The 19,634-nt window shown below is 65.6% G+C and carries 20 protein-coding genes and 1 riboswitch; of the genes, 7 read left to right on the forward strand and 13 right to left on the reverse strand.

Translation table 11 applies throughout. The features are described 5' to 3' along the window. Positions 1-2: 2 nt before the first annotated feature. From FJW04_RS13820 to cbiE, 5 genes are read right to left on the reverse strand one after another with little or no spacing between them, the layout of a single operon-like run. Positions 3-1,316 (reverse strand): cobyrinate a,c-diamide synthase, encoded by a 1,314-nt coding sequence (locus FJW04_RS13820; protein ID WP_015317324.1) that lies wholly within the window; start codon positions 1,314-1,316, stop codon positions 3-5. Continuing rightward, positions 1,313-2,131 (reverse strand): uroporphyrinogen-III C-methyltransferase, encoded by an 819-nt coding sequence (gene cobA / locus FJW04_RS13825; protein ID WP_015317325.1) that lies wholly within the window; start codon positions 2,129-2,131, stop codon positions 1,313-1,315. Before cobA ends, FJW04_RS13820 begins: the two co-directional genes overlap by 4 nt. Next, on the reverse strand, positions 2,128-2,892 hold the full coding sequence (cobM, locus tag FJW04_RS13830) for a precorrin-4 C(11)-methyltransferase (protein WP_015317326.1): 765 nt from the start codon (positions 2,890-2,892) through the stop codon (positions 2,128-2,130). The genes cobA and cobM overlap by 4 nt, the downstream gene beginning before the upstream one ends. Further along, positions 2,889-3,275, reverse strand: a complete 387-nt coding sequence (locus FJW04_RS13835; protein ID WP_140714729.1) for a cobalamin biosynthesis protein — start codon at positions 3,273-3,275, stop codon at positions 2,889-2,891. The genes cobM and FJW04_RS13835 overlap by 4 nt, the downstream gene beginning before the upstream one ends. Continuing rightward, positions 3,272-4,513, reverse strand: a complete 1,242-nt coding sequence (cbiE, locus tag FJW04_RS13840) for a precorrin-6y C5,15-methyltransferase (decarboxylating) subunit CbiE (RefSeq protein WP_140714731.1) — start codon at positions 4,511-4,513, stop codon at positions 3,272-3,274. The genes FJW04_RS13835 and cbiE overlap by 4 nt, the downstream gene beginning before the upstream one ends. 1 nt (position 4,514) lies before the next feature. Here cbiE and FJW04_RS13845 point away from each other — a divergent pair, with 1 nt between their 5' ends. Then, entirely contained in the window at positions 4,515-5,282 is a 768-nt protein-coding gene (locus FJW04_RS13845; protein ID WP_140714733.1) for a cobalt-precorrin-6A reductase, read from the forward strand. On the opposite strand, the gene FJW04_RS13850 is transcribed toward FJW04_RS13845, so the two are convergent. The 8 genes from FJW04_RS13850 to FJW04_RS13885 form a co-directional block, all read right to left on the reverse strand. Further along, the gene (locus FJW04_RS13850) at positions 5,246-6,010 is read right to left on the reverse strand and encodes a precorrin-3B C(17)-methyltransferase (RefSeq protein WP_140714735.1); all 765 of its coding nucleotides are present in this window, start codon (positions 6,008-6,010) and stop codon (positions 5,246-5,248) included. The genes FJW04_RS13845 and FJW04_RS13850 overlap by 37 nt on opposite strands. Beyond that, positions 6,007-6,765, reverse strand: a complete 759-nt coding sequence (locus FJW04_RS13855) for a precorrin-2 C(20)-methyltransferase (RefSeq protein ID WP_140714737.1) — start codon at positions 6,763-6,765, stop codon at positions 6,007-6,009. Before FJW04_RS13855 ends, FJW04_RS13850 begins: the two co-directional genes overlap by 4 nt. Further along, positions 6,762-7,394: a precorrin-8X methylmutase gene (locus FJW04_RS13860; RefSeq protein ID WP_140615803.1), complete on the reverse strand. Its 633-nt coding sequence runs from the start codon at positions 7,392-7,394 to the stop codon at positions 6,762-6,764. Before FJW04_RS13860 ends, FJW04_RS13855 begins: the two co-directional genes overlap by 4 nt. Before the next feature lie 2 nt (positions 7,395-7,396). Then, a complete protein-coding gene (cobG, locus tag FJW04_RS13865; protein WP_140714739.1) occupies positions 7,397-8,734 on the reverse strand; it encodes a precorrin-3B synthase in 1,338 nt (445 codons plus the stop codon). Then, positions 8,731-12,105, reverse strand: coding sequence for a cobaltochelatase subunit CobN (gene cobN / locus FJW04_RS13870; RefSeq protein WP_140714741.1), 3,375 nt, complete (start codon positions 12,103-12,105; stop codon positions 8,731-8,733). Before cobN ends, cobG begins: the two co-directional genes overlap by 4 nt. 19 nt (positions 12,106-12,124) lie before the next feature. Beyond that, positions 12,125-13,162, reverse strand: a complete 1,038-nt coding sequence (gene cobW, locus FJW04_RS13875) for a cobalamin biosynthesis protein CobW (protein ID WP_140714743.1) — start codon at positions 13,160-13,162, stop codon at positions 12,125-12,127. A gap of 2 nt (positions 13,163-13,164) precedes the next feature. After that, positions 13,165-13,593 carry a DUF1636 family protein gene (locus tag FJW04_RS13880; protein ID WP_140714950.1) on the reverse strand — a complete coding sequence of 143 codons (429 nt, stop codon included), beginning with the start codon at positions 13,591-13,593 and terminating at the stop codon, positions 13,165-13,167. 37 nt (positions 13,594-13,630) lie between these two features. After that, a riboswitch (cobalamin riboswitch) is annotated at positions 13,631-13,838 on the reverse strand. Positions 13,839-13,867: 29 nt separating this feature from the next. After that, entirely contained in the window at positions 13,868-15,067 is a 1,200-nt protein-coding gene (locus FJW04_RS13885) for a winged helix-turn-helix domain-containing protein (protein ID WP_140714745.1), read from the reverse strand. A 335-nt stretch (positions 15,068-15,402) separates the two neighbouring features. On the opposite strand from FJW04_RS13885, the gene FJW04_RS13890 reads away from it, so the two are divergent. From FJW04_RS13890 to nuoE, 6 genes are all read left to right on the forward strand, one after another. Beyond that, a complete protein-coding gene (locus FJW04_RS13890; RefSeq protein ID WP_010910112.1) occupies positions 15,403-15,768 on the forward strand; it encodes an NADH-quinone oxidoreductase subunit A in 366 nt (121 codons plus the stop codon). Next, positions 15,759-16,340 (forward strand): NADH-quinone oxidoreductase subunit B, encoded by a 582-nt coding sequence (locus FJW04_RS13895; RefSeq protein WP_015317338.1) that lies wholly within the window; start codon positions 15,759-15,761, stop codon positions 16,338-16,340. The genes FJW04_RS13890 and FJW04_RS13895 overlap by 10 nt, the downstream gene beginning before the upstream one ends. Positions 16,341-16,344: 4 nt before the next feature. Next, positions 16,345-16,947, forward strand: coding sequence for an NADH-quinone oxidoreductase subunit C (locus tag FJW04_RS13900; RefSeq protein ID WP_015317339.1), 603 nt, complete (start codon positions 16,345-16,347; stop codon positions 16,945-16,947). Between the two features lie 34 nt (positions 16,948-16,981). Next, positions 16,982-17,359, forward strand: a complete 378-nt coding sequence (locus FJW04_RS13905) for a four helix bundle protein (RefSeq protein WP_140714747.1) — start codon at positions 16,982-16,984, stop codon at positions 17,357-17,359. Positions 17,360-17,425: 66 nt separating this feature from the next. Beyond that, on the forward strand, positions 17,426-18,616 hold the full coding sequence (locus tag FJW04_RS13910) for an NADH-quinone oxidoreductase subunit D (protein WP_140615815.1): 1,191 nt from the start codon (positions 17,426-17,428) through the stop codon (positions 18,614-18,616). Next, on the forward strand, positions 18,617-19,630 hold the full coding sequence (gene nuoE, locus FJW04_RS13915; protein ID WP_140714749.1) for an NADH-quinone oxidoreductase subunit NuoE: 1,014 nt from the start codon (positions 18,617-18,619) through the stop codon (positions 19,628-19,630). It begins immediately after the preceding gene. Positions 19,631-19,634 lie beyond the last annotated feature (4 nt).

Raw genomic sequence — 19,634 nt, forward strand, 5'->3', positions numbered from 1 at the left:
CCCTAGCTCCTCGCAATCGCATGAAAGAAGGTGCCGCTGACGTGGCCACGCCGGTAGCCTGAGGCGCCGAGCGGATTGCCCTGGCCGTCGGCAAGGTCAGCCAGCGGCTCGTCATTGCCGGTGGCCGTCATCTGCGCATAGTGGAATTCGTGACCCCGGATCAGCGCGCCCTGCGAACCCAGCGGGCAATCGGCACGCAGCCGAGCCTCGCGGTAGCCAAGATTCATCTTGCGCCTGGCGAAGCTGGTGGAATGGCCGAGCAGGCCGAGCATGCGATGCGTTTCGCCTGATGCATCCTCCATCGCTTCACCAAGCACCATGAAGCCGCCGCATTCGCCATGGATCGGCTTTGTCGTGGCGAAACGTGCCATCCCCGCATGGAAATTCGCGGCGGCCGTGAGTTTGCCGGCATGAAGCTCGGGATAGCCGCCGGGCAGCCAGCAAACATCGCAATCCTCGTCCGGCGCTTCGTCGGCGAGCGGCGAGAACGGGACGATTTCCGCGCCGGCCTTGCGCCAATAGGCGGCGACATGCGGGTAGAGGAAGGTGAAGGCGGCATCCTCGGCAAGCGCGATGCGTTGACCGGGCGGCCGCAGCGCGTCGGCGAAGGAACCTGCTGCCGGGGCGAAGGGCGTTGCCAGGGCCATGACCGCGTCGAGGTCGAGCGACTTCTCCGCCGTGTCGGCGAGCCGGTCGAGATGCGCCATCAGGTCGTCATATTCGCCGGCCTGGACGAGGCCGAGATGGCGCTCGGGCAAATTGAGCGAGGGGTCGCGCAAAATAGCGCCGACGACGGGCAGGCCGATCGCCTCGATGGCGTCGCCGGACAGCTTCCGATGGCGCTCGCTGCCCAGCCGGTTGAGCACGACGCCGGCCATGCGCACATCCGGGTCGTACGTGGCAAAACCCTTGGCGACGGCCGCCGCCGTTGTCGACTGGCCTGACACGTCGAGCACCAGCAGCACCGGCAGACCGTAGAGCCGGGCCAGATCGGCAGCCGAACCGGTGCGGCCAGGCGAGGCCGGGATGCCGTCGAACAGGCCCATGGCGCTTTCGAGGATGACGAAATCGGTGTCGTCGGCCGCTTGTGCGGCCAGCGCATTGAGCAGCGGCGGCGACATCGCCCAGCTGTCGAGATTGACGCCGGACAGGCCGGTGGCGGCGGTATGGAAGCCGGGGTCGATATAGTCGGGGCCGGACTTGGCGCCGCGCACTTTCAGGCCACGCCGGGTGAGTGCGCGCAGGATGCCGATGGTGACGCTGGTCTTGCCCGAACCAGAGCGCGGCGCGCCGATGATGATCGCCCGGGCCGTCATGCCCCGCCCGCCAGCGCCGCGCGCATGGCGACGATGCCGCCGACGACGATCAATGCCGGCGAGGCGAGCCCGGCCGCCGCCGCTGCCTCGGCAATGGTGGCGAGCGTGGCGACGACGGTCCTTTCCCGCGGCGTCGTCGCGGCGACGATCACGGCCGCCGGTGTCGATGGCGCCAGTCCGCCGTCGAGCAGGGCGGCTGCTATGAGAGGCAGATTGGCCATGCCCATGTAGACGACGACCGGCTGGCCGGTGCGGGCGATCGCCGCCCAGTCGAGATCGTCATCGGTGCCGGCGGCGTGGCCGGTCGCCAGAATGACAGCCTTGTTGATGCCGCGCATGGTGGCGGGAATGCCGGTGGCGGCGAGCGCGCTGAGACCCGAGGTGAGGCCTGGCAGGACGCGGAACGGGATGTTCTCACGCGCCAGCGCCAGCGCCTCTTCGCCGCCACGGCCGAAAATATAGGGATCGCCGCCCTTCAGCCTGATGACGCGGCGGCCTTCACGCGCCAGCCGCACCAGCAGAGCGGTGATGTCATCCTGCTTCATCGAGGGCTTGCCGCCGCGTTTTCCCGCAAAGAAAAGCTCGGCATTTCCGGCAACAGCAACCACATCGGGCGAAACCAGCGCGTCGTAGACCAGCGCATCCGCCTCGGCCAGTGCCGCCAGCACCTCCAGCGTCAGGCAGCCGGGATCGCCGGGACCGGCGCCGGCCAGCCAGACATGCCCCGGCTCAAGCGGACGCGGCTTGAAGTTCAGCCGTGCGAGCGCCTGTTCGAGTGTGGCGTTTTCGCCGTTATTTCCAGTGCTGGCGCTCACAATCCGTCCCGTCCGCGAAAACGCCGCTGATAGTGGGCGTCGTATAATGAACTCTCGCCGAAATCTTGTGCCGCCAGCGAGCGGCCGACGAAGATGATGGCCGTGCGCTCCATCGGATCGGCCGCCAGTTGTGCCTCGATGGATTCCAGCGTGCCGGTCATCACGCGCTGGTCCGGCCAGGAGGCGCGGAAGACGATCGCCACCGGGCAATCGCCGCCATAGTGCGGCGTCAGCTCGGCGACGACGCGGTCGATGGCGTGGATGGCAAGGTGGATGGCCAGCGTGGCGCCGGTGCGGCCGAAGCCGGCCAGGGTTTCGCCCGGCGGCATTTTCGACGCACGTCCGGAAACGCGGGTCAGCACCAGGCTTTGCGCGACTTCGGGGATGGTCAGCTCGCGGCGAAGTGCGGCGGCGGCGGCCGCGAAGGAAGGGACGCCCGGCGTCAGCGTGTAGGGGATGCCATGCTTTTCCAGCCGGCGGATCTGCTCGGCCACGGCACTCCACACCGACAGGTCGCCGGAATGCAGGCGGGCAACATCATGGCCGGCCATTTGGGCTGCCACATATTCAGCCTCGATCTCGTCGAGCGACATCGGCGCGGTGTCGACCAGCTTCGTTCCCGGCGCGCAATGCTGCAGCAGTTCCGGCGCGACGATGGAGCCGGCGTGGAGGCAGACCGGGCAACTCGCCAGGAGCCTTGCGCCACGCAGCGTGATGAGGTCCGCCGCACCTGGGCCGGCGCCGATGAAATGGACGGTCATGGCGCGTCTCCGCTGATGGCGATGGCGCAGGTGACCGGACCGAGCACGGTGCGGGACCCAAGCAGCGTCGCGCCTTTGCCGGCGACGGCAAGGGCGGAGGCTTCCGAGACCGATGGCGTGCCCGCCAGCTTCCGCGAGAGACTGGAGCTGCTGAGCGTCCCCGGCGAGGCGGCCTGTAGGGCTGAGTCATCAACGACAATGACGGGGAGGTTCAGCTTGCGACCGGCGGCAACGATGGCGTCTTCATCCTTCTTGAGCGCAGCGGTGGCCAGTGCCGAAAGAGCCGTCATCGCCAGGCCATGCGCTTCGAGCGCGGTTTCTATGGCCGCGAGCACGTCCTCGACGGTGACGCCCCTTCGGCTGCCGATGCCCGCGACCATCATGGCTTCACCCAGCTCCATTGCGTGACGGGCATGGCCGGCCGCCATGCCTGCATGGAGCCGACCGGCGAAGCGCGGGAGATGCCGATGCGGGTGAGGTCGCCGCCGCGCTTTGTGTGCTGGGCGAGGAGCAGGGCTTCCATTTCCAACGTCACCGCGTTGGCGACAAGACGGCCGCCGGCGCGCAAGGCTCTGATGGCGGCATTCATGACGCCGGCGTCGCTGCCGCCGCCGCCGATGAAGATGGCATCAGGTGTCTCCAGTCTGGCCAGGGCCTTGGGCGCGCTGCCTTCCACAATGACGAGGCCGGGAACGCCGCAGGCGACGGCGTTGTGGGCGATGCGAGCGGCGCGGGACGGGTCGACCTCGATGGCGATGGCGCGCAGCGAAGGGTGGGCGAGCATCCATTCGATGCCGATCGAGCCCGAGCCGGCGCCGACATCCCACAGCAATTCGCCGCGCCTCGGCGCCAGCGCCGACAGGGTGATAGCGCGGATTTCGCGCTTGGTGATCTGGCCGTCATGCTCGAACAGATGGTCGGCGAGGCCTGCCGTGAGCGACAGCACGCGCGCCTGCGGGGCCGAATCAATTTCGATGGCCAGGACATTTAGCGGATTGATGTTTTCGAGGTCGAAGGCATCGGCGCGAGCCGAGCGCAATGTCTCCTTCGGCCCGCCCAACGCTTCCAGCACCGTCAGCCGTGAAGTGCCGAAGTCGAGTTCGGCGAGCAGGCGGGCAACCGCCGCCGGAGCGAAGCCATCGGATGTCAGCGCCAGGATGCGGGCATTGGGCTGCAGCAGTGGGCGGATCAGGTCGATCGGGTGGCCGTGCAGTGAGACGGTCCCGACATCCTGTAGCGCCCAGCCAAGCCGCGCCGCGGCCAGCGACAACGCCGACGGCGCTGGTATGACGTGCATCTCGCGCGGCTTGACCTTGCGGGCGAGGGTGGCGCCGACCCCGTGGAAGAACGGGTCGCCGGAGGCGAGCACGCAGACGTTCCTACCGGCAAGCGCCAGGACGTCGGCCATCCCGGCATCGAAAGGAACCGGCCAGGGACGCGGCTTGCCCTTGGCGAAGGAAGCGACGAGCGCCAAGTGCCGCTTGCCGCCGAAGATGAACTCCGCCTCGGCGATCCGCCGCTTGGCCTCGTCGCCGAGACCCGCTAAACCGTCCTCACCGATGCCGACGATTGTGAGCCATCTCGGGTTGGGCTTGGCGGCGCGGGGACCCTCAGCAGGCATGATGACCCACCGCATTCTGATCCTCGGCGGCACCACCGAAGCCCGGCAACTGGCCGGAAAACTGGCGGCGCGCGCCCATTGCTCGGTCACGCTGTCGCTGGCCGGCCGTACGGAAAACCCCGTCGCGCAGGGCGTGCCCGTGCGAAGTGGAGGGTTCGGCGGTGCCGACGGTTTGGTCGCTTATCTCAGGGAGACAGGCACTGGTCTGCTGATCGACGCCACGCATCCCTACGCGGCGCGTATCTCCGCCAATGCCGCGCAAGCGGCACGCGCCACCCGCGTACCGATTCTTGCCTTGCGGCGTCCGGGCTGGGATGTCGTCCAGGGCGACCGCTGGCTTGAGGTCGACAGCGTTGCCGGGGCGGCGCGGGCGCTTGGCGATGTGCCGCGCCGCGTGTTTCTGGCGCTTGGCCGGCAGGAGGTCGCCGCCTTCGAGGCTGCGCCCCAGCACCACTACCTCATCCGCAGCGTCGATCCGGTCGAGCCGAAGCTGGTTGTGCCCGATGCCGACTATCTGCTCGCGCGGGGGCCATTTGGCGAGACCGACGAGCGCGTGCTGCTCGAAAAGCATCGTATCGATGTCGTGGTGTCGAAGAACAGCGGCGGCGTGGCGACATACGGGAAGATTGCCGCGGCGCGAACGCTTGGCATCGAGGTGATCATGGTGCGCAGGCCCGTCCTGCCGGATGTGCCCTCGGCTGAGACAGTCGAAGCGCTGGCCGCGATGGTCCGTCATTTCGTCGAGCCCGATGCCGAGCGCGGCGTGTAGACCAGCGCCGGCTTTTCGCCGCGCTTGATGATCCGGGTCTCCGGCGAGCCGATGATGATGCAGGTCGCCATGTCGGCCTTTTCGGCGTCGACATCGGCCAGCAGATAGACCTCGATGCGTTCGTCCGGCCGGCCGGCGGCGCGGCCGAAGATCACCGGCGTCGTGCCGGGCAGGATGGCGGCCAGGCATTCGAAGGCGCGGCCAAGCTGCCAGGGACGCGCCTTGCTGATCGGATTGTAGAGCGCGATGACGAAGCCGGCGCCGGCCGCCGCCAGAAGACGCAGTTCGATCAGATCCCAAGGCTTCAGGTTGTCGGACAGCGAGATAGCGCAGAAGTCGTGGCCAAGCGGCGCGCCGATGCGGGCGGCGACCGCGAGCATGGCGGTGACGCCGGGCACGACGGCGACATCGACCGTGCGCCATTCGGCTGGGCCGGCCTCGATGGCCTCGCAGACCGCTGCGGCCATGGCGAAGACGCCGGGATCGCCGCCCGACACCACGGCGACGTCGTGACCCTCGGCGGCCTTGGTCAAGGCATCCTTGGAGCGGGCGAGTTCCTCGCGGTTGTCGGAAGCGACACGGGTCTGGTCCGGGCGCAGGTCGAGCCGGTCGAGATAGGGCTTGTAGCCGTAGAAGAATTTTGCCTCGACGATAGCGCGGCTGGCTTGCGGCGTGACCTGGTCGGCATTGCCGGGCCCAAGGCCGATGACGGTGAGACGGCCGCTCATATCTGGGCTCCAGCCGCGCCCGGTCGACCGGACCAGCCGGCAACCAGCACGATGGCGAAGTAGGGCGCCTTGTCGTCCGGCTTGTCGGCAAGTTTCATCGAGACGCTGCCGGCCATCGTGCCGCGCTCGACATAAACGGCGCGCGTCAGCCTGCCGGTCGCCTCCAGCGCGCGCCTGATCTTGGGCAGGTTGCGGCCGACCTTCATGATGACGGCGGCGTCGGTGTCGGCGAGGCGGCGCGTCAGCTCGAACTCGCTCATCGTGCCGGGCAGCACGGTCAGCACGTCGTCGCCCTGGACGATCGGCACACCGGTCTGCGACCAGCAGCCGGACATTGCGGTGATGCCGGGGATGACCTCGGTGGGGAAACGATGGGCAAGGCGGACATGCAGGTGCATGTAGGAGCCGTAGAACAGGGGATCGCCTTCGGACAGCACGGCAACCATCCTGCCGGCGTCGAGGTGCTCGGCGACCTGTTCCGCCGACCCCTCGTAGAAACCCGTGATCTGCGACCGATAATCGTCGTGATCCTTGTCGATCTCGGTGGTCACGGGATAGAGCAGCGGCAGTTCCAGCATGTCGGGCCGGAAGCGCGCCTCAACGATGGCGCGCGCATTGCTGTTGTTGCCGCGTTTGGCGAAATACGCCACGACATCGGCCTCGGCTAGCACCCGCGCGGCCTTCAGCGTCAACAATTCTGGGTCGCCGGGACCGGTGCCGACACCGACGAGACGGCCTTTGGGGAGCGCGTTCACAGACCCGGCCTCGCCAGTGAATTGAGCGCGGCGGCGGTCATGGCGCTGCCTCCAAGCCTGCCGCGCACGATGGCATAGGGCACGCCATAGGAATTCTCGGCCAGTGCGTCCTTGGATTCGGCAGCGCCGACGAAGCCGACCGGCATGCCGATAATGGCCGCCGGCTTCGGCGCGCCATCGCGCAACTTCTCCAGGAGATAAAAGAGCGCGGTCGGTGCGTTGCCGATGGCGACCACCGAACCGGCGATGCGCTCGCCCCAGAGGTCGATGGCGGCCGCCGAGCGGGTATTGCCGATCTGCCTCGCAATGTCGTGCGTGCGCGGGTCGCGCAAGGTGCAGATCACCTCATTGCCGGCCGGCAGCCGGGCGCGGGTGACGCCATGCGAGACCATTTCGGCGTCGCAGAAGATCGGCGCGCCGGCGGCAAGGGCTTTGCGCGCGGCGCTGACGAAGTCGGGGGAGAAAACGAAATGACTTGCTGCCTCGACCTGGCCGCAGGCATGGATCATGCGGATGGCGACATCGGCCTCGGCCTCGGAAAAGCGCGAGAGATCGGCCTCGGCGCGGATGATGGCGAAGGAGCGCTCGTAGATCGCCGTGCCGTCGTGGATATAGTCGTAGGCGGCCATGCTCATTCCTGTTGGTACATTTCGGCGATTGCTGCCGTGCCAAGCCTTGTCAGGCAAGCGGCGGCGGTTTCGCCCTGATGTCGTGCGCCGCGGATCATCGCCGCGACGCGGCTGAAGCCGCGCGGGGCGTCATAGCCCGGCCTGTAGCCGGCAGGAAGAGACTTTGCCGTCGCGTTCACGACAAGTCCGGCTCCATTTTCGCCGCCGACTAATGTGAGCGCTGCCGGGCCGGGATTGGCGCAGCCCTTGGCGCAGCCCGACACGTGCAGCGTGAAATCGAGGATGTCGGCGTTTTCGGTGGCGATCGCCTCGGCGATGTCGCGGGTCGCGATCCGGCCGGAAGCGCAGGCCGGGGCGCCGGGGCAGGCCGCGATGCGCGTGCGCGGGTCGGTGGGAGAGGTGACGAAGCCGAGGGTGGCGGCGGTATCTTGAAGGGATTGATTGGCTTCCGTCGGCTGGCCGAGGAAAAGCAAGGCGCGGCCGGGGGCGAGGCGGATCTCTGACGTGCCGAGAGCAAGAGCTTTTTGCGCGAGGCCGATGATCTTGTCCGCCGGCATGCTGCCGTAGGGAAGGCCGATGCCGAAGGTGAAAATGTCGCCGGCTAAGGAGAAAAGGCCGATAGGCTTGCGCGAGGCGCCCCCCTCAGAGGGGGGCGCCGTAGAGTGCCAACCTGCGAGAGAGGCCAACTGCCGCTCCGACAAATCCCGTGTGTGTGCGTCCCGACCTTTCTCAGCGACCATCCGAAGCGCTGCGACAGCAATGTCGCGCACCGCATCTTCGTCAGCCGTCGCAAGTCGCTTCTCACTTTGGCGGTCACCGGCAACTGATATGGCCCAAAGGGTGCCAGCGCTGACCCGAACCGCCTTCAGCCTGACATCGGCCGTCACCGCATCCAGAGTCAGCTGCCCGCCGCCGTCGACGACCACCGAAACCTTCGGCCCCAGCCTTGGTGCCAGTCCGGCATCTTCGATCGCCGCCATGATCCGCTCAGCCATCGCCCGGGGATCCGCAATCTCGTGTGGGTCGATACCCGCCAGCGGGCCGGTCTCGACCGGTACGCCGGTGCGCACCGCGATGCCCAGCCCATCGACCTCCGCCGCCAGCAACGCGGCACTTTCCGTTGTCAGGCCGCGGATCTGCAGGCTGCCGCGGGCCGTCACTTCCATGATGCCGTTGCCGTGCCGCGAGGCGGACTCGGCCAGGGCGATCAACAGCTTCGGGGACAACCCTCCGGAAGATGGGCCTCCAGCGACCGGGTTGAGCCGCACCAGCAGGCCGTCGCCTGTCAGCATCGGGGCCGACAAAGCAGGGCAGGCGCCACGGCGCGAGAAGGCGTTCATGCCGCGACCCCGAGCGCGTTGGCCTCGGCGATCAGTGCGGCGAGATCGTCGTCGATGGAATTGCGCAAGGGATGCCAGAGGCCGCGCCGCCGCGCCGACAGGAAGCGCTCGGCAATGACTTTGGCGGCAGCGGGATTTTCGCGCAGGATAAAGGCGCGGACGTCCGCGTCGCCAAGATAGGCATCGTGCACGGCCTGGATCAGCGCGCCTGAAATCGCATGGGTGGTCTCGGCGAAGCCGACCAGCCGGTCGACGGTTTCGGCGAATTCGGAGGCGCCGCGCGGGCCGTGGCGCATCTGGCCCGATATGAAACGTGAATTGACCGCACGGGCGCGCACCACGCGCGAGACCGCCTCGGCGACCGATCGCGGTTTCGGCCTCTGCGGATCCGTGGTGTCGAGCACGATGACGTCGGCGTTCCTGCCAAGTGTGGCCAAGGCGGCCGAGAAGCCGCCGATGAAAGCGACGTCGGCGGAGCCTTCGAGAATGTCGCGGCCGGGGTCGTCGCCGGTGTGGACGAGAAGATCGGCCTCGGCGATGCGGCCTTCAAACGCTCCAGGTGCCGAGACGCCTTCGCCGCCGGCACCGCCATAGGCATGCGAGGTCGCGTCGAGATAGGCGCGGCCGATCTCTTCGCGCGCCGTCCAGTCGCCGCTCGACAGCATGTCCTCGACGCCGGCGCCGTACGTGCCGGGCGAAGTGCCGAAGATTCGTGGGCTGACCTTGCCGTCGGCGCGGGTTTTGGCGGCGAGCGGGTTTTCCGAATCGTCCTCGTCGCGCGCGGCAACGGCCTTGGCGGCGGCGTCGATCAGCGCGATCTGGGTCGGGAACATGTCGCGAAACAGACCTGATATACGCCAGGTGACGTCGACACGCGGGCGGCCGAGCGCCGCCGGGGGCAATACCTCGACGCCGGTGATGCGGCCAGTGGCAGTGTCCCATTGCGGTCGGCAGCCCATCAAGGCCAGGCCCTGCGCGATCTCCTCGCCGCCGGTGCGCAGCGAGGCCGAGCCCCAGAGATCGATCACCAGCGAACGCGGCCAGTCGCCATGCGACTGCATGTAGCCGCGCACCACTTCTTCCGCCGCGGCTTTGCCAAGATCATAGGCGGTCGGCGTCGGCATGGTGCGCGGATCCGAGGTGAACAGGTTGCGGCCGGTGGGCAAAACATCGGAACGACCACGCGCGGGTGCGCCGGCCGGGCCCGCCTTGATGTGACGGCCATCGAGCGCGGCGAGCAGGGAGGCTTTCTCGGCGTCCGCGCTTTGCCAGCGCATGGAGTCTGGTTCGTTGTTGGGGACGCGGCCGTAGATATGCAGCCCGTCCTTGATGGCGAAATCCTTGAGGTCGCAGAGCCAGGCGTCGATGCGGCGCAGCGCTTCGTCGGGCGCGTCGGTCTTGGCGACGCCGGCTTCCGAGGCAAGGCCGGTCTTTTGCGCGGTTTCGACAATCAGCCTGGCGAGCCGGTCGCGGCGACGGCGGTCGAGCCCGTCGGCCTGGGCGTATTCGTCGACCAGCCGCTCGAGCTTGTGCTGGTCCTCGTCCAGCCCGGCGCCTGCAAGCGGCGGCGGCAAATGGCCAAGCGTGACGGCGGCGATGCGCCGTTTGGCCTGCGCTGCTTCGCCGGGGTTGGAGACGATGAAGGGATAGATGACGGGTAATGCGCCGGTGACGATCTCGGGAAAGCAGGTTTGCGACAGCGCGACGGTCTTGCCGGGCAGCCATTCCAGCGTGCCGTGGGCGCCGACATGGACGAGAGCGTGAACCCCGAGCGATTTGCGCAGCCACAGGCCAAAGGCGATCAGGGCATGGCGCGGGGGGAGGGTCGGGTCGTGGTAGTCGGCGCGGCGATCGGCCGAGCGGCCCCGGTCGGGGGCGAGAGCCACGGTGACATTGCCGAAATGCGCGGCGCGGAAGGGGAAGTGGTGTTTGCCTGATAGCGAAGGTGTGTGCGAGCGCAAACCTGTCTCGCTTTCCGCTCTGCCCCAAGCAGCCTCTACAGCGGCAGTTGCAGACGTCGGTAACTCCGTCGAAAAGGAGTTATAGTCTGCCAGCCTCAGCCCACCGTTGCTATGCTCCAGCAAATCCAACAATTCACGCGGCGTTTGCGGAATCCCCTCAACGGCATAGCCATGTTCGCTCAGGTCGTGCAGCATGGCCAGCACGCTGGACGGCACATCCAGCCCGACCGCATAGCCGGTGCGGCCAGGTGCACTGGGATAATCGGGAATCAGGATCGCGAGCTTGCGCTCCTCCCGCTTCGTTTCGCGCAGCCGGATGAAAGCCGCGACTCGACCCGCCACTTGCTCCACCCGATCCAGTTCCGGGCGGTTCGCCAACGCACGATGGCCAAGCGCCGGATCGATATCGCTCTCGGCCTTGAAGGAAATGGCGCCGGCGAGGATGCGGCCGTCGAGTTCGGGCAGCACGACATGCATGGCAAGGTCGGCGGGCGCCAGGCCGCGCTGGTTGTTTTCCCAGATGTCTCGGCGCGTGGTGGCAACGATGACCTGGAAGACGGGCACGCCGGCGCGGTCGAACAAGGTTTCGACGCCGGGCTCGGCGCCGGAAGCGAACGCGGTCGCGGTGACGATCGCGGCGGGTTTCAGCGATGCGACGGCATTTTCGACGAACGCAAGCGACACCGGATCCTTCAGACTGGAAACGAAGATCGGGACCGGTGCCAATCCCCTGGAGCGCAAAGCCTCGGCCAGCGCATCGATCGGGGCGACATCGGCGGCGAGCAGCATCGATCGGTAGAAGAGAATCGGGATAATGGGAGTGCCGCTATTGGAACCGGTCGGCTCCTCCGCGACCCCCAATCCAGCCTGATAGTAACCGGCCTTCGGCACGCTGACCGGGTTGGCGACGGGCGCATCCTGTCCAGCCAAGCCTGCCAGCCTGTGCACCAGCGCGCCCATATTGGCCGGGCCGCCCTCGCGGAAATAGCCGAGCAGGCCGTCCAGTTCGGCGCGCCGCAGCGTCGAGGCTTCGACCAGCCTGAGATCCTCGTCGTGGCTTTCGCCGGGAAGCAGCGCCAGTTTGATGCCGCGTTCGCGGGCAATCACCGCCAGTTGGTCGCAGCCATAGCGCCACCAGTCGTAGCCGCCGAGGATGCGCACCAGGATGATTTTGGCGTGGCGGGCGACGCTGTCTATCCAGAGGTCGACGGACATGGGATGGCGCAGGTCGCGCAGTGCGGCCAAGCGCATAGAGGGCAGGCGACCGGCATCGGCCTTCCACGCCGCAGCCAGTCCGGCGAGATCGCTGTCGGTGAAGGACAGGGCCACGATATCCGCTGGCGTCTGCCTGAGATCGACAGGCTCGGCGAGGTCGTCGAGCGAGGCGGAGGTCGTGGTGAGGATGTGCATCGCGGCCCGGGCCTGAAAATCAGCCGGCGAGGATACGTTCGATCGCCGGGCGGTTCAGCCCCTTGAGGCCAATGACGACGAGCCGCGAGCGGCGGTCGTCCCCAGCGGTCCAGGCGCGGTCGTAGTAATGATTGACGCGCGGGCCGACGGCTTGCAGCAGGAGCCGCATAGGTTTGCCGCCGACCTCGACGAAGCCTTTCACGCGCAGCACGTTTTCCTGTTCGGCGGCCGCGGCGACGCGCTTTGCCAGCTCGTCGGGATTGGCGATCGAGGGAATGTCGACGATGAACGTGTCGAAGTCGTCATGCTCGTGATCGAATGCGCCGTCATGGTGGGACTTGCGGTTCTCGATGTCGTCCTCGACGGCGAGACCGAGCCCGAGCAGCACCGAGGGATCGACCTTGCCATGAGACGTCGGCACGATCTTCACGGCGCGGGCGGAGTGTTCGTTGACGATGCCCTTGGCGCGAGCCGAGCCGGCGGCATCCATTAGGTCGCTCTTCGACAGGATGATTAGGTCGGCGCAGGCGATCTGGTCCTCGAACACTTCCTCGACCGGATCGTCATGGTCGAGGCTCTGGTCCTGCGCGCGCTGCGCCTGCAGGGCGTCCATGTCATTGGCGACGCGGCCTTCCGCCAGTGCGGGACCGTCGACCACGGCGATGACGCCATCGACCGTTACGCGGCTCTTCACCGTCGGCCACTGGAAAGCCTGGACCAGCGGTTTGGGCAGAGCGAGGCCCGAGGTTTCGATCAGGATATGGTCGACCTTCGGCGTCAGCGACAGGATCTTGTCGAGCGCCGGCACAAAATCGTCGGCCACGGTGCAGCAGATGCAGCCATTGGCCAGTTCGACGATGTTTTCCTCTGGGCAGGTGTCGATGCCGCATCCCTTGAGGATCTCGCCGTCGATGCCGATGTCGCCGAACTCGTTGACGATGATGGCGATCCGCTTGCCGCCGGCGTTTTCCAGGAGATGGCGGACCAGCGTCGTCTTGCCGGCGCCGAGGAAGCCGGTGACGACGGTGCAGGGAACGCGGGACAGAGATGTTGTCATGATCAATCTTTCAGCATGTCGAGGGGAGGGATGCGGGCAACGAGGCCGCGCTTGAGGCTATCGGGTCTGCCTCGCCAGGGAATGAGGCCGTCGTTCGAGGTGGCGAAGAGTTTCGCGCCGGTGACGAGATCGGCGCCGCTGGTCGTGGTCAGATCGCCGAACACATAGCTCCAGCAGCCGTCGCGCAGGACCGCGGCGCTCAGCCGGCGCTTGCAATTGCCGAGGCATTCGACCGTGCGGATGCGAATCTTCTCGCCCGAGGCGGCTTGGCGCGTATCTTCGGCCAAAAGTTCGCCGGCCCGGGGATGGGCATCGGAGCCGGTCTCGTCGCGACAGGAAGCGCAGACGATGACCGTGATGCCGACCAGGGGATGATCCCCGCCGGACGAAATGTCGGTTGTTTCAGCCGAAAAACTGCTGTCGCGATCCACATCAGGCTCCTTGCCCGGAAAACCCGCCAGGCGATCGGATTCTTGCATTCCAGACGGCAGGTCTCCTGGCTCGCGGGTCATCGCCTTGGGTAGCCGCCTTCCCGGGACAATCCCAGTGGCTTTCGGCCTTGGCTCTTCGCTCACAGTTGCGGGGACAGCCGCGGATTTGGGATCTTCAATCCCGCACCGCATTCCCTCTTGGCTCCTCCCTTTGCCGAGAGGAGACCGTCTGGATGGGATTTAGGCTCTTGCGGGCAGCGGTGTCAACGCGAGCTTACGACACCGCGATGTCGGACAGCGCCGGGCCGAGATCGCCGGCAGGCGTTATTTCCATGCGCTCGAGGCCAAGCCAGCCCTGCATCTGCTTCAATTCCTCGAAGAGTTGAGCCGCAGTCTCCGCCGGTGCGTTGGCCTGCGCATAGGCCGCATGGACACGCAGGACACTGGCCGGCCGGTCAGCCTTGAGGTCGACGCGCGCCACGATCCTGTCGCCGAGCAGGAAAGGCAGGACATAGTAGCCGTATTGGCGCTTGTCGGCCGGCGTGTAGATTTCGATGCGGTAATGGAAGTCGAACAGCCGCTCCGAGCGCGAACGCTCGAAGACGACCGGATCGAACGGCGCCAGCAGAGCGCGGGCCTCGATCTTGCGCGGGATACGGGCGTCCTTGTGAAGGTAAGCCGGCTTGTCCCAGCCCTCGACACGGACCGGCAGCAAGTCGCCGAGTTCGACCAGTTCCTCCAGCCGGCCTTTCATGTCGGCCGGCGAGAGCCGAAAATAATCGCGCAGGTCGCCTGATGTCGCCACGCCATGGGCACGGGCGGAAATGCGCAGCAATTCGCGGTGCGCGTCCTCAGGCGTCGGTACCGGCAGATCGAGGATCGCCTGCGGCAGCACGCGCTCCGGCAGGTCGTAAAAGCGCTCGAAGCCGCGCCGGTGCGCGGTGGTGATGCGCCCGGCCCAGAACAGCCATTCGAAGGCGTGCTTGGCATGGCTCCAACCCCACCAGCCACCGGAGCCTTTCTGGCCTTCGAGCGCCGAAGCGGCGATCGGCCCGCGCGCGACGACCTCGCGGTAGATCTCTTCTATATAGGCGGCGTGCTCGCGGCCCCATTTGGCCAGCCCCAGATACATTTCATCGCCTTGCTCGGCGCGCTGCATGCGCCAGCGCATCAGTGGGTAGGTCTCGACCGGCAGGAACGAGGCTTCATGCGCCCAATATTCGAAGACGGTGCGCTTGCGCGTTACGGCGGCGTTGTCGAGCAAAGCGAGGGGATAGGGGCCGAGACGCGAATAGAGCGGCATGTAATGAGCGCGCACCACCGCACTGACGGAATCGATCTGCAACAGGCCGGTGCGGGACAGAACGCGGGCGAAATGGCGGCGGTCCGGCGTGCCGGCGGGGCGGGGATCGAGAAATCCCTGGGCGGCGAGCGCGATGCGCCGGGCGGCGGCAAGCGAGATCTTTTCCTTCATGCGTATGCGTCCCTGATGGACCTGTCTGGCGTCATTGCCCGGCGTGATTCCCGTCCATGCTAGCAGGGTTTTGGCGGCAACCCTGTCAGGAGACAAAAGTGGAGTGAAAAGCGAAGGAAATCAAACAGGAGCGGATGGGACCAGTTTCTCCCGGAATGCCGTCCAGCTCGGTGTTTTGAACAAGGTTTGACTTGCTTCGCTGGAAGTGCTGCGCTAACCCTCGCCGCGTTGCAGCATAGGCCCCTTAAAACGGTTCAGCGGTTAATCTGTCACGCTTCCGCATTAAGGTTCGGTGCTGTAGTCAAAGTGGATTGGCGCCAACGGAAAGCCGCTGCATGAACGCACTTCTCAGTTCGTACCTGCCCATCGTCCTGTTTATCGGCGTGGCACTGGTCGTCGGCCTGGCGCTGCTGGCGGCTCCGTTCCTGGTGGCGTATCGCAACCCCGATCCCGAAAAGCTTTCCGCCTACGAGTGCGGTTTCAACTCGTTCGACGATGCCCGCATGAAATTCGACATCCGCTTCTACCTGGTGTCGATCCTGTTCATTATATTCGACCTGGAAGTTGCCTTCCTCTTCCCCTGGGCAGTGTCCTTCTCGAAGATCGGCATGCTCGGTTTCTGGTCAATGATGGTGTTTTTGGCAGTGCTGACCATCGGCTTTGCCTATGAATGGAAAAAAGGAGCGCTGGAATGGGATTGAACGACAGTTCAGGCACCCTCGTCGCGCCGAAGCCCAAAGGTATTATCGACCCCAACACCGGTAGGCCGGTAGGGGAGGACGATCCCTTCTTCCTCGAAATCAACAATGAGCTTGCCGACAAGGGCTTTCTGGTCACCTCGACCGAGGCGCTGATCACCTGGGCGCGTAGCGGCTCGCTGATGTTCATGACCTTCGGTCTGGCTTGCTGCGCGGTCGAGATGATCCACACCTCGATGCCGCGCTACGATTCGGAGCGGTTCGGTGTCGCGCCGCGGGCGTCTCCGCGCCAGTCCGACATCATGATCGTCGCCGGCACGCTGACCAACAAGATGGCGCCGGCGCTACGCAAGGTCTACGACCAGATGCCGGAGCCGCGCTACGTCATCTCGATGGGCTCGTGCGCCAATGGCGGCGGCTACTATCACTATTCCTATTCGGTGGTACGCGGCTGCGACCGCGTCGTGCCGGTCGACATCTATGTGCCCGGCTGCCCGCCGAGCGCCGAAGCCCTGCTCTATGGCATTCTTCTGCTGCAGAAGAAGATCCGCCGCACCGGCACGATCGAACGGTAAATCCATGGCCGCCTCCTTAAGCGAACTGTCGACCTATCTCGGCGAGAAGCTGCCTGGCCGCTTCGGCGATGCGGTATTCGCCTATGGCGAGCTCACCGTTCACGTCGAGCCTCAAAACCTGATCGAGGTGATGACCTTCCTGCGCGACGATGCGCGCTGCCAGTTCATCTCGATCATCGATGTCTGCGGTGCCGACTATCCGTCGCGGGCCAAGCGCTTCGACGTCGTCTATCACCTGCTTTCGCCGAAGCAGAATGTGCGCATTCGCATCAAGGTGCAGGCCGACGAGGAGACGATGGTGCCTTCGATCACCGGCGTCTATCCCGGCGCCGACTGGTTCGAGCGCGAAACCTACGATCTCTATGGCGTGCTGTTTTCGGGCCACCCGGACCTGCGCCGCCTGCTGACGGACTACGGTTTCGAAGGCCATCCGCTGCGCAAGGATTTCCCGCTGACCGGTTTCGTCGAAGTGCGTTACGACGACGAAGCCAAGCGCGTCATCTACGAGCCGGTGGAACTGAAGCAGGAATTCAGGAACTTTGACTTTTTGAGCCCCTGGGAGGGAACCGACTATGTCCTGCCCGGCGACGAAAAAGCGAAACAGTGAGTAGGGAAGTAGTGAGTAGTCAGTAGGAGAAAAGTTGGAGCGACGGATCGAATCTTATCGCGACTTGAAGGTGTGGCAATCAGCGATGACGCTCGCTGAAGACTGTTACCGCCACACTAAGGACTTCCCGAAAGAAGAGATCTACGGCATGACCTCTCAGATGCGCCGATCGGCGGTTTCGATCGCGGCGAATGTCGCGGAGGGATACGGTCGCGAAAACAGAGGTTCGTTCGTTCAATTTTTGCGCATGGCGCAAGGTTCGTTGAAGGAACTGGAAACGCACATACTACTGGCATGCCGGGTCGGCTTGCTGCGAAAAGACAATGAGATTGAACTGCTGCTGCGATGCGAAGAGATTGGAAAAATGATGAGATCTCTTATCCGAACGGTGCAGGCCAAGCAGGCGGAATGAAGCAGGCATTGAGATTGATGATCACTACTCACTACTCACTACTGACTCTTCGCCAGAGGCGCCAGAATGGCTGAAACCTCCGTCCGCAACTTTAACATCAACTTCGGACCTCAACACCCTGCGGCGCACGGCGTTTTGCGCCTCGTGCTGGAGTTGGACGGCGAAGTCGTCGACCGCGTCGATCCGCATATCGGGCTCTTGCATCGCGGTACGGAGAAGCTGATCGAGGCAAAAACCTATCTGCAGGCGCTGCCTTATCTCGACCGGCTCGATTATTGCGCGCCGATGAACCAGGAGCACGCCTTCGCGCTCGCCGCCGAGCGCCTGCTCGGTATCGAGGTGCCGCGGCGCGGCCAGCTGATCCGCGTGCTTTACTGCGAAATCGGCCGCATCATGTCGCACATCCTCAATGTGACGACGCAAGCCATGGACGTCGGCGCGCTGACGCCGCCGCTGTGGGGCTTCGTCGAGCGCGAGAAGCTGATGGTGTTCTATGAACGCGCCTCGGGCTCGCGCATGCATGCGGCCTATTTCCGGCCCGGCGGCGTCCACCAGGACCTGCCGCGGCAGCTGGTCGAGGACATCGGCAAGTGGATCGACCCGTTCCTGAAATCGCTCGACGATCTCGACAGGCTGCTCACCGGCAACCGCATCTTCAAGCAGCGCAATGTCGACATCGGCATCGTCTCGCTGGAAGATGCCTGGGCCTGGGGCTTTTCGGGCGTCATGGTCCGTGGTTCGGGCTCGCCGTGGGACCTGCGCAAGTCGCAGCCCTATGAATGCTATTCGGAAATGGATTTCGACATCCCTGTCGGCAAGAATGGCGACTGTTTCGACCGCTACCTCGTGCGCATGGAAGAAATGCGCCAGTCGGCACGGATCATGCGCCAGTGTGTCGATCTTCTGCTCGGCAAGGAAAGCACCGGCCCGGTGTCGAACCTTGACGGCAAGGTGGTGCCGCCCAAGCGCCAGGCGATGAAGCGTTCGATGGAAGCGCTCATCCATCATTTCAAGCTCTATACCGAGGGCTACCGCGTGCCGGCCGGCGAAGTCTATGCGGCGGTCGAGGCGCCAAAGGGCGAGTTCGGCGTCTACCTGGTCTCCGACGGCACCAACAAGCCCTACCGCTGCAAGCTGCGCGCACCCGGTTTCGCGCATCTGCAAGCCATGGATTTCCTCTGCCGCGGCCACATGCTGGCCGACGTCACCGCCGTCCTCGGCTCCCTCGACATCGTGTTTGGTGAGGTCGATCGCTAAATGTCAGTCCGCCGTCTCGCAGAAGCCAGCGTCCAGCCAGCCTCCTTCGCCTTCAACCGGGCGAATGCGGCAGCGGCGAAGCAATGGATCAAGAAGTATCCCAAGGGCCGCGAGCAGTCGGCGATCATTCCCCTGCTGATGATAGCGCAGGAGCAGGAGGGCTGGGTCACCAAGGCGGCGATCGAGACCATCTCCGACATGCTCGGCATGCCGCGTATCCGCGGCCTCGAGGTCGCGACCTTCTATACGCAGTACCAGTTGAGCCCCGTTGGCACCCGTGCGCACATCCAGGTTTGCGGCACCACGCCCTGCATGCTGCGCGGCTCGGAAGCGCTGATGGATGTGTGCCGCTCGAAGATCCATCACGACCAATTCCACACCAACGACAAGGGCACCTTGTCGTGGGAAGAGGTCGAGTGCCTCGGCGCCTGCGTCAACGCGCCGATGGTCATGGTGTTCAAGGATACGTTCGAGGATCTGACACCGGAACGGCTGGCTGAAATCATCGATCTCTACGATGCGGGCAAGGGCGCCTCGGTGACGCCGGGACCGCAGAACGGCCGCACCGGCTCGGAGCCGGCCTCCGGCCTGACCACGTTGAAGAGCGAAAAGGCGATCCTCAAGTCGACCCGCGACCGTGAAGCCCGGGAAGCAGCCAGGGCCGCGAAGGCAGCGCCCGACGCGATCATCGCTGCGCCGGTGCCGGCACCGGCCGCCCCAGCTGCGCCTGGTCCGGTTGCTCCGTCGAAATCCAGCAGGCCGAAGACCGCCGCGCCAGAGACCAACCCGACGTTGAAGACGCCGTCGCCGGCCAAGGTCGCGCCGGTCACCGAGAACGCGGCTAGCGTTGCGCCACCCCTTCACTCGGCCGCCAACGCCAACAAGGCCGCTCCTGAAGTCGAGGCGACTCCAAAACAACGCAATGGGCCGAAGAACCGGGCCGAACCGGGCAGCGCCTTCAAGGCGCCGGAGACCAAGCAGCCTGCCGCCAAGCCGACCAAGAAGCCGGTCTGAGGGA

This window comes from Mesorhizobium sp. B2-7-3, from assembly GCF_006440715.1.
GTDB lineage: Bacteria > Pseudomonadota > Alphaproteobacteria > Rhizobiales > Rhizobiaceae > Mesorhizobium > Mesorhizobium australicum.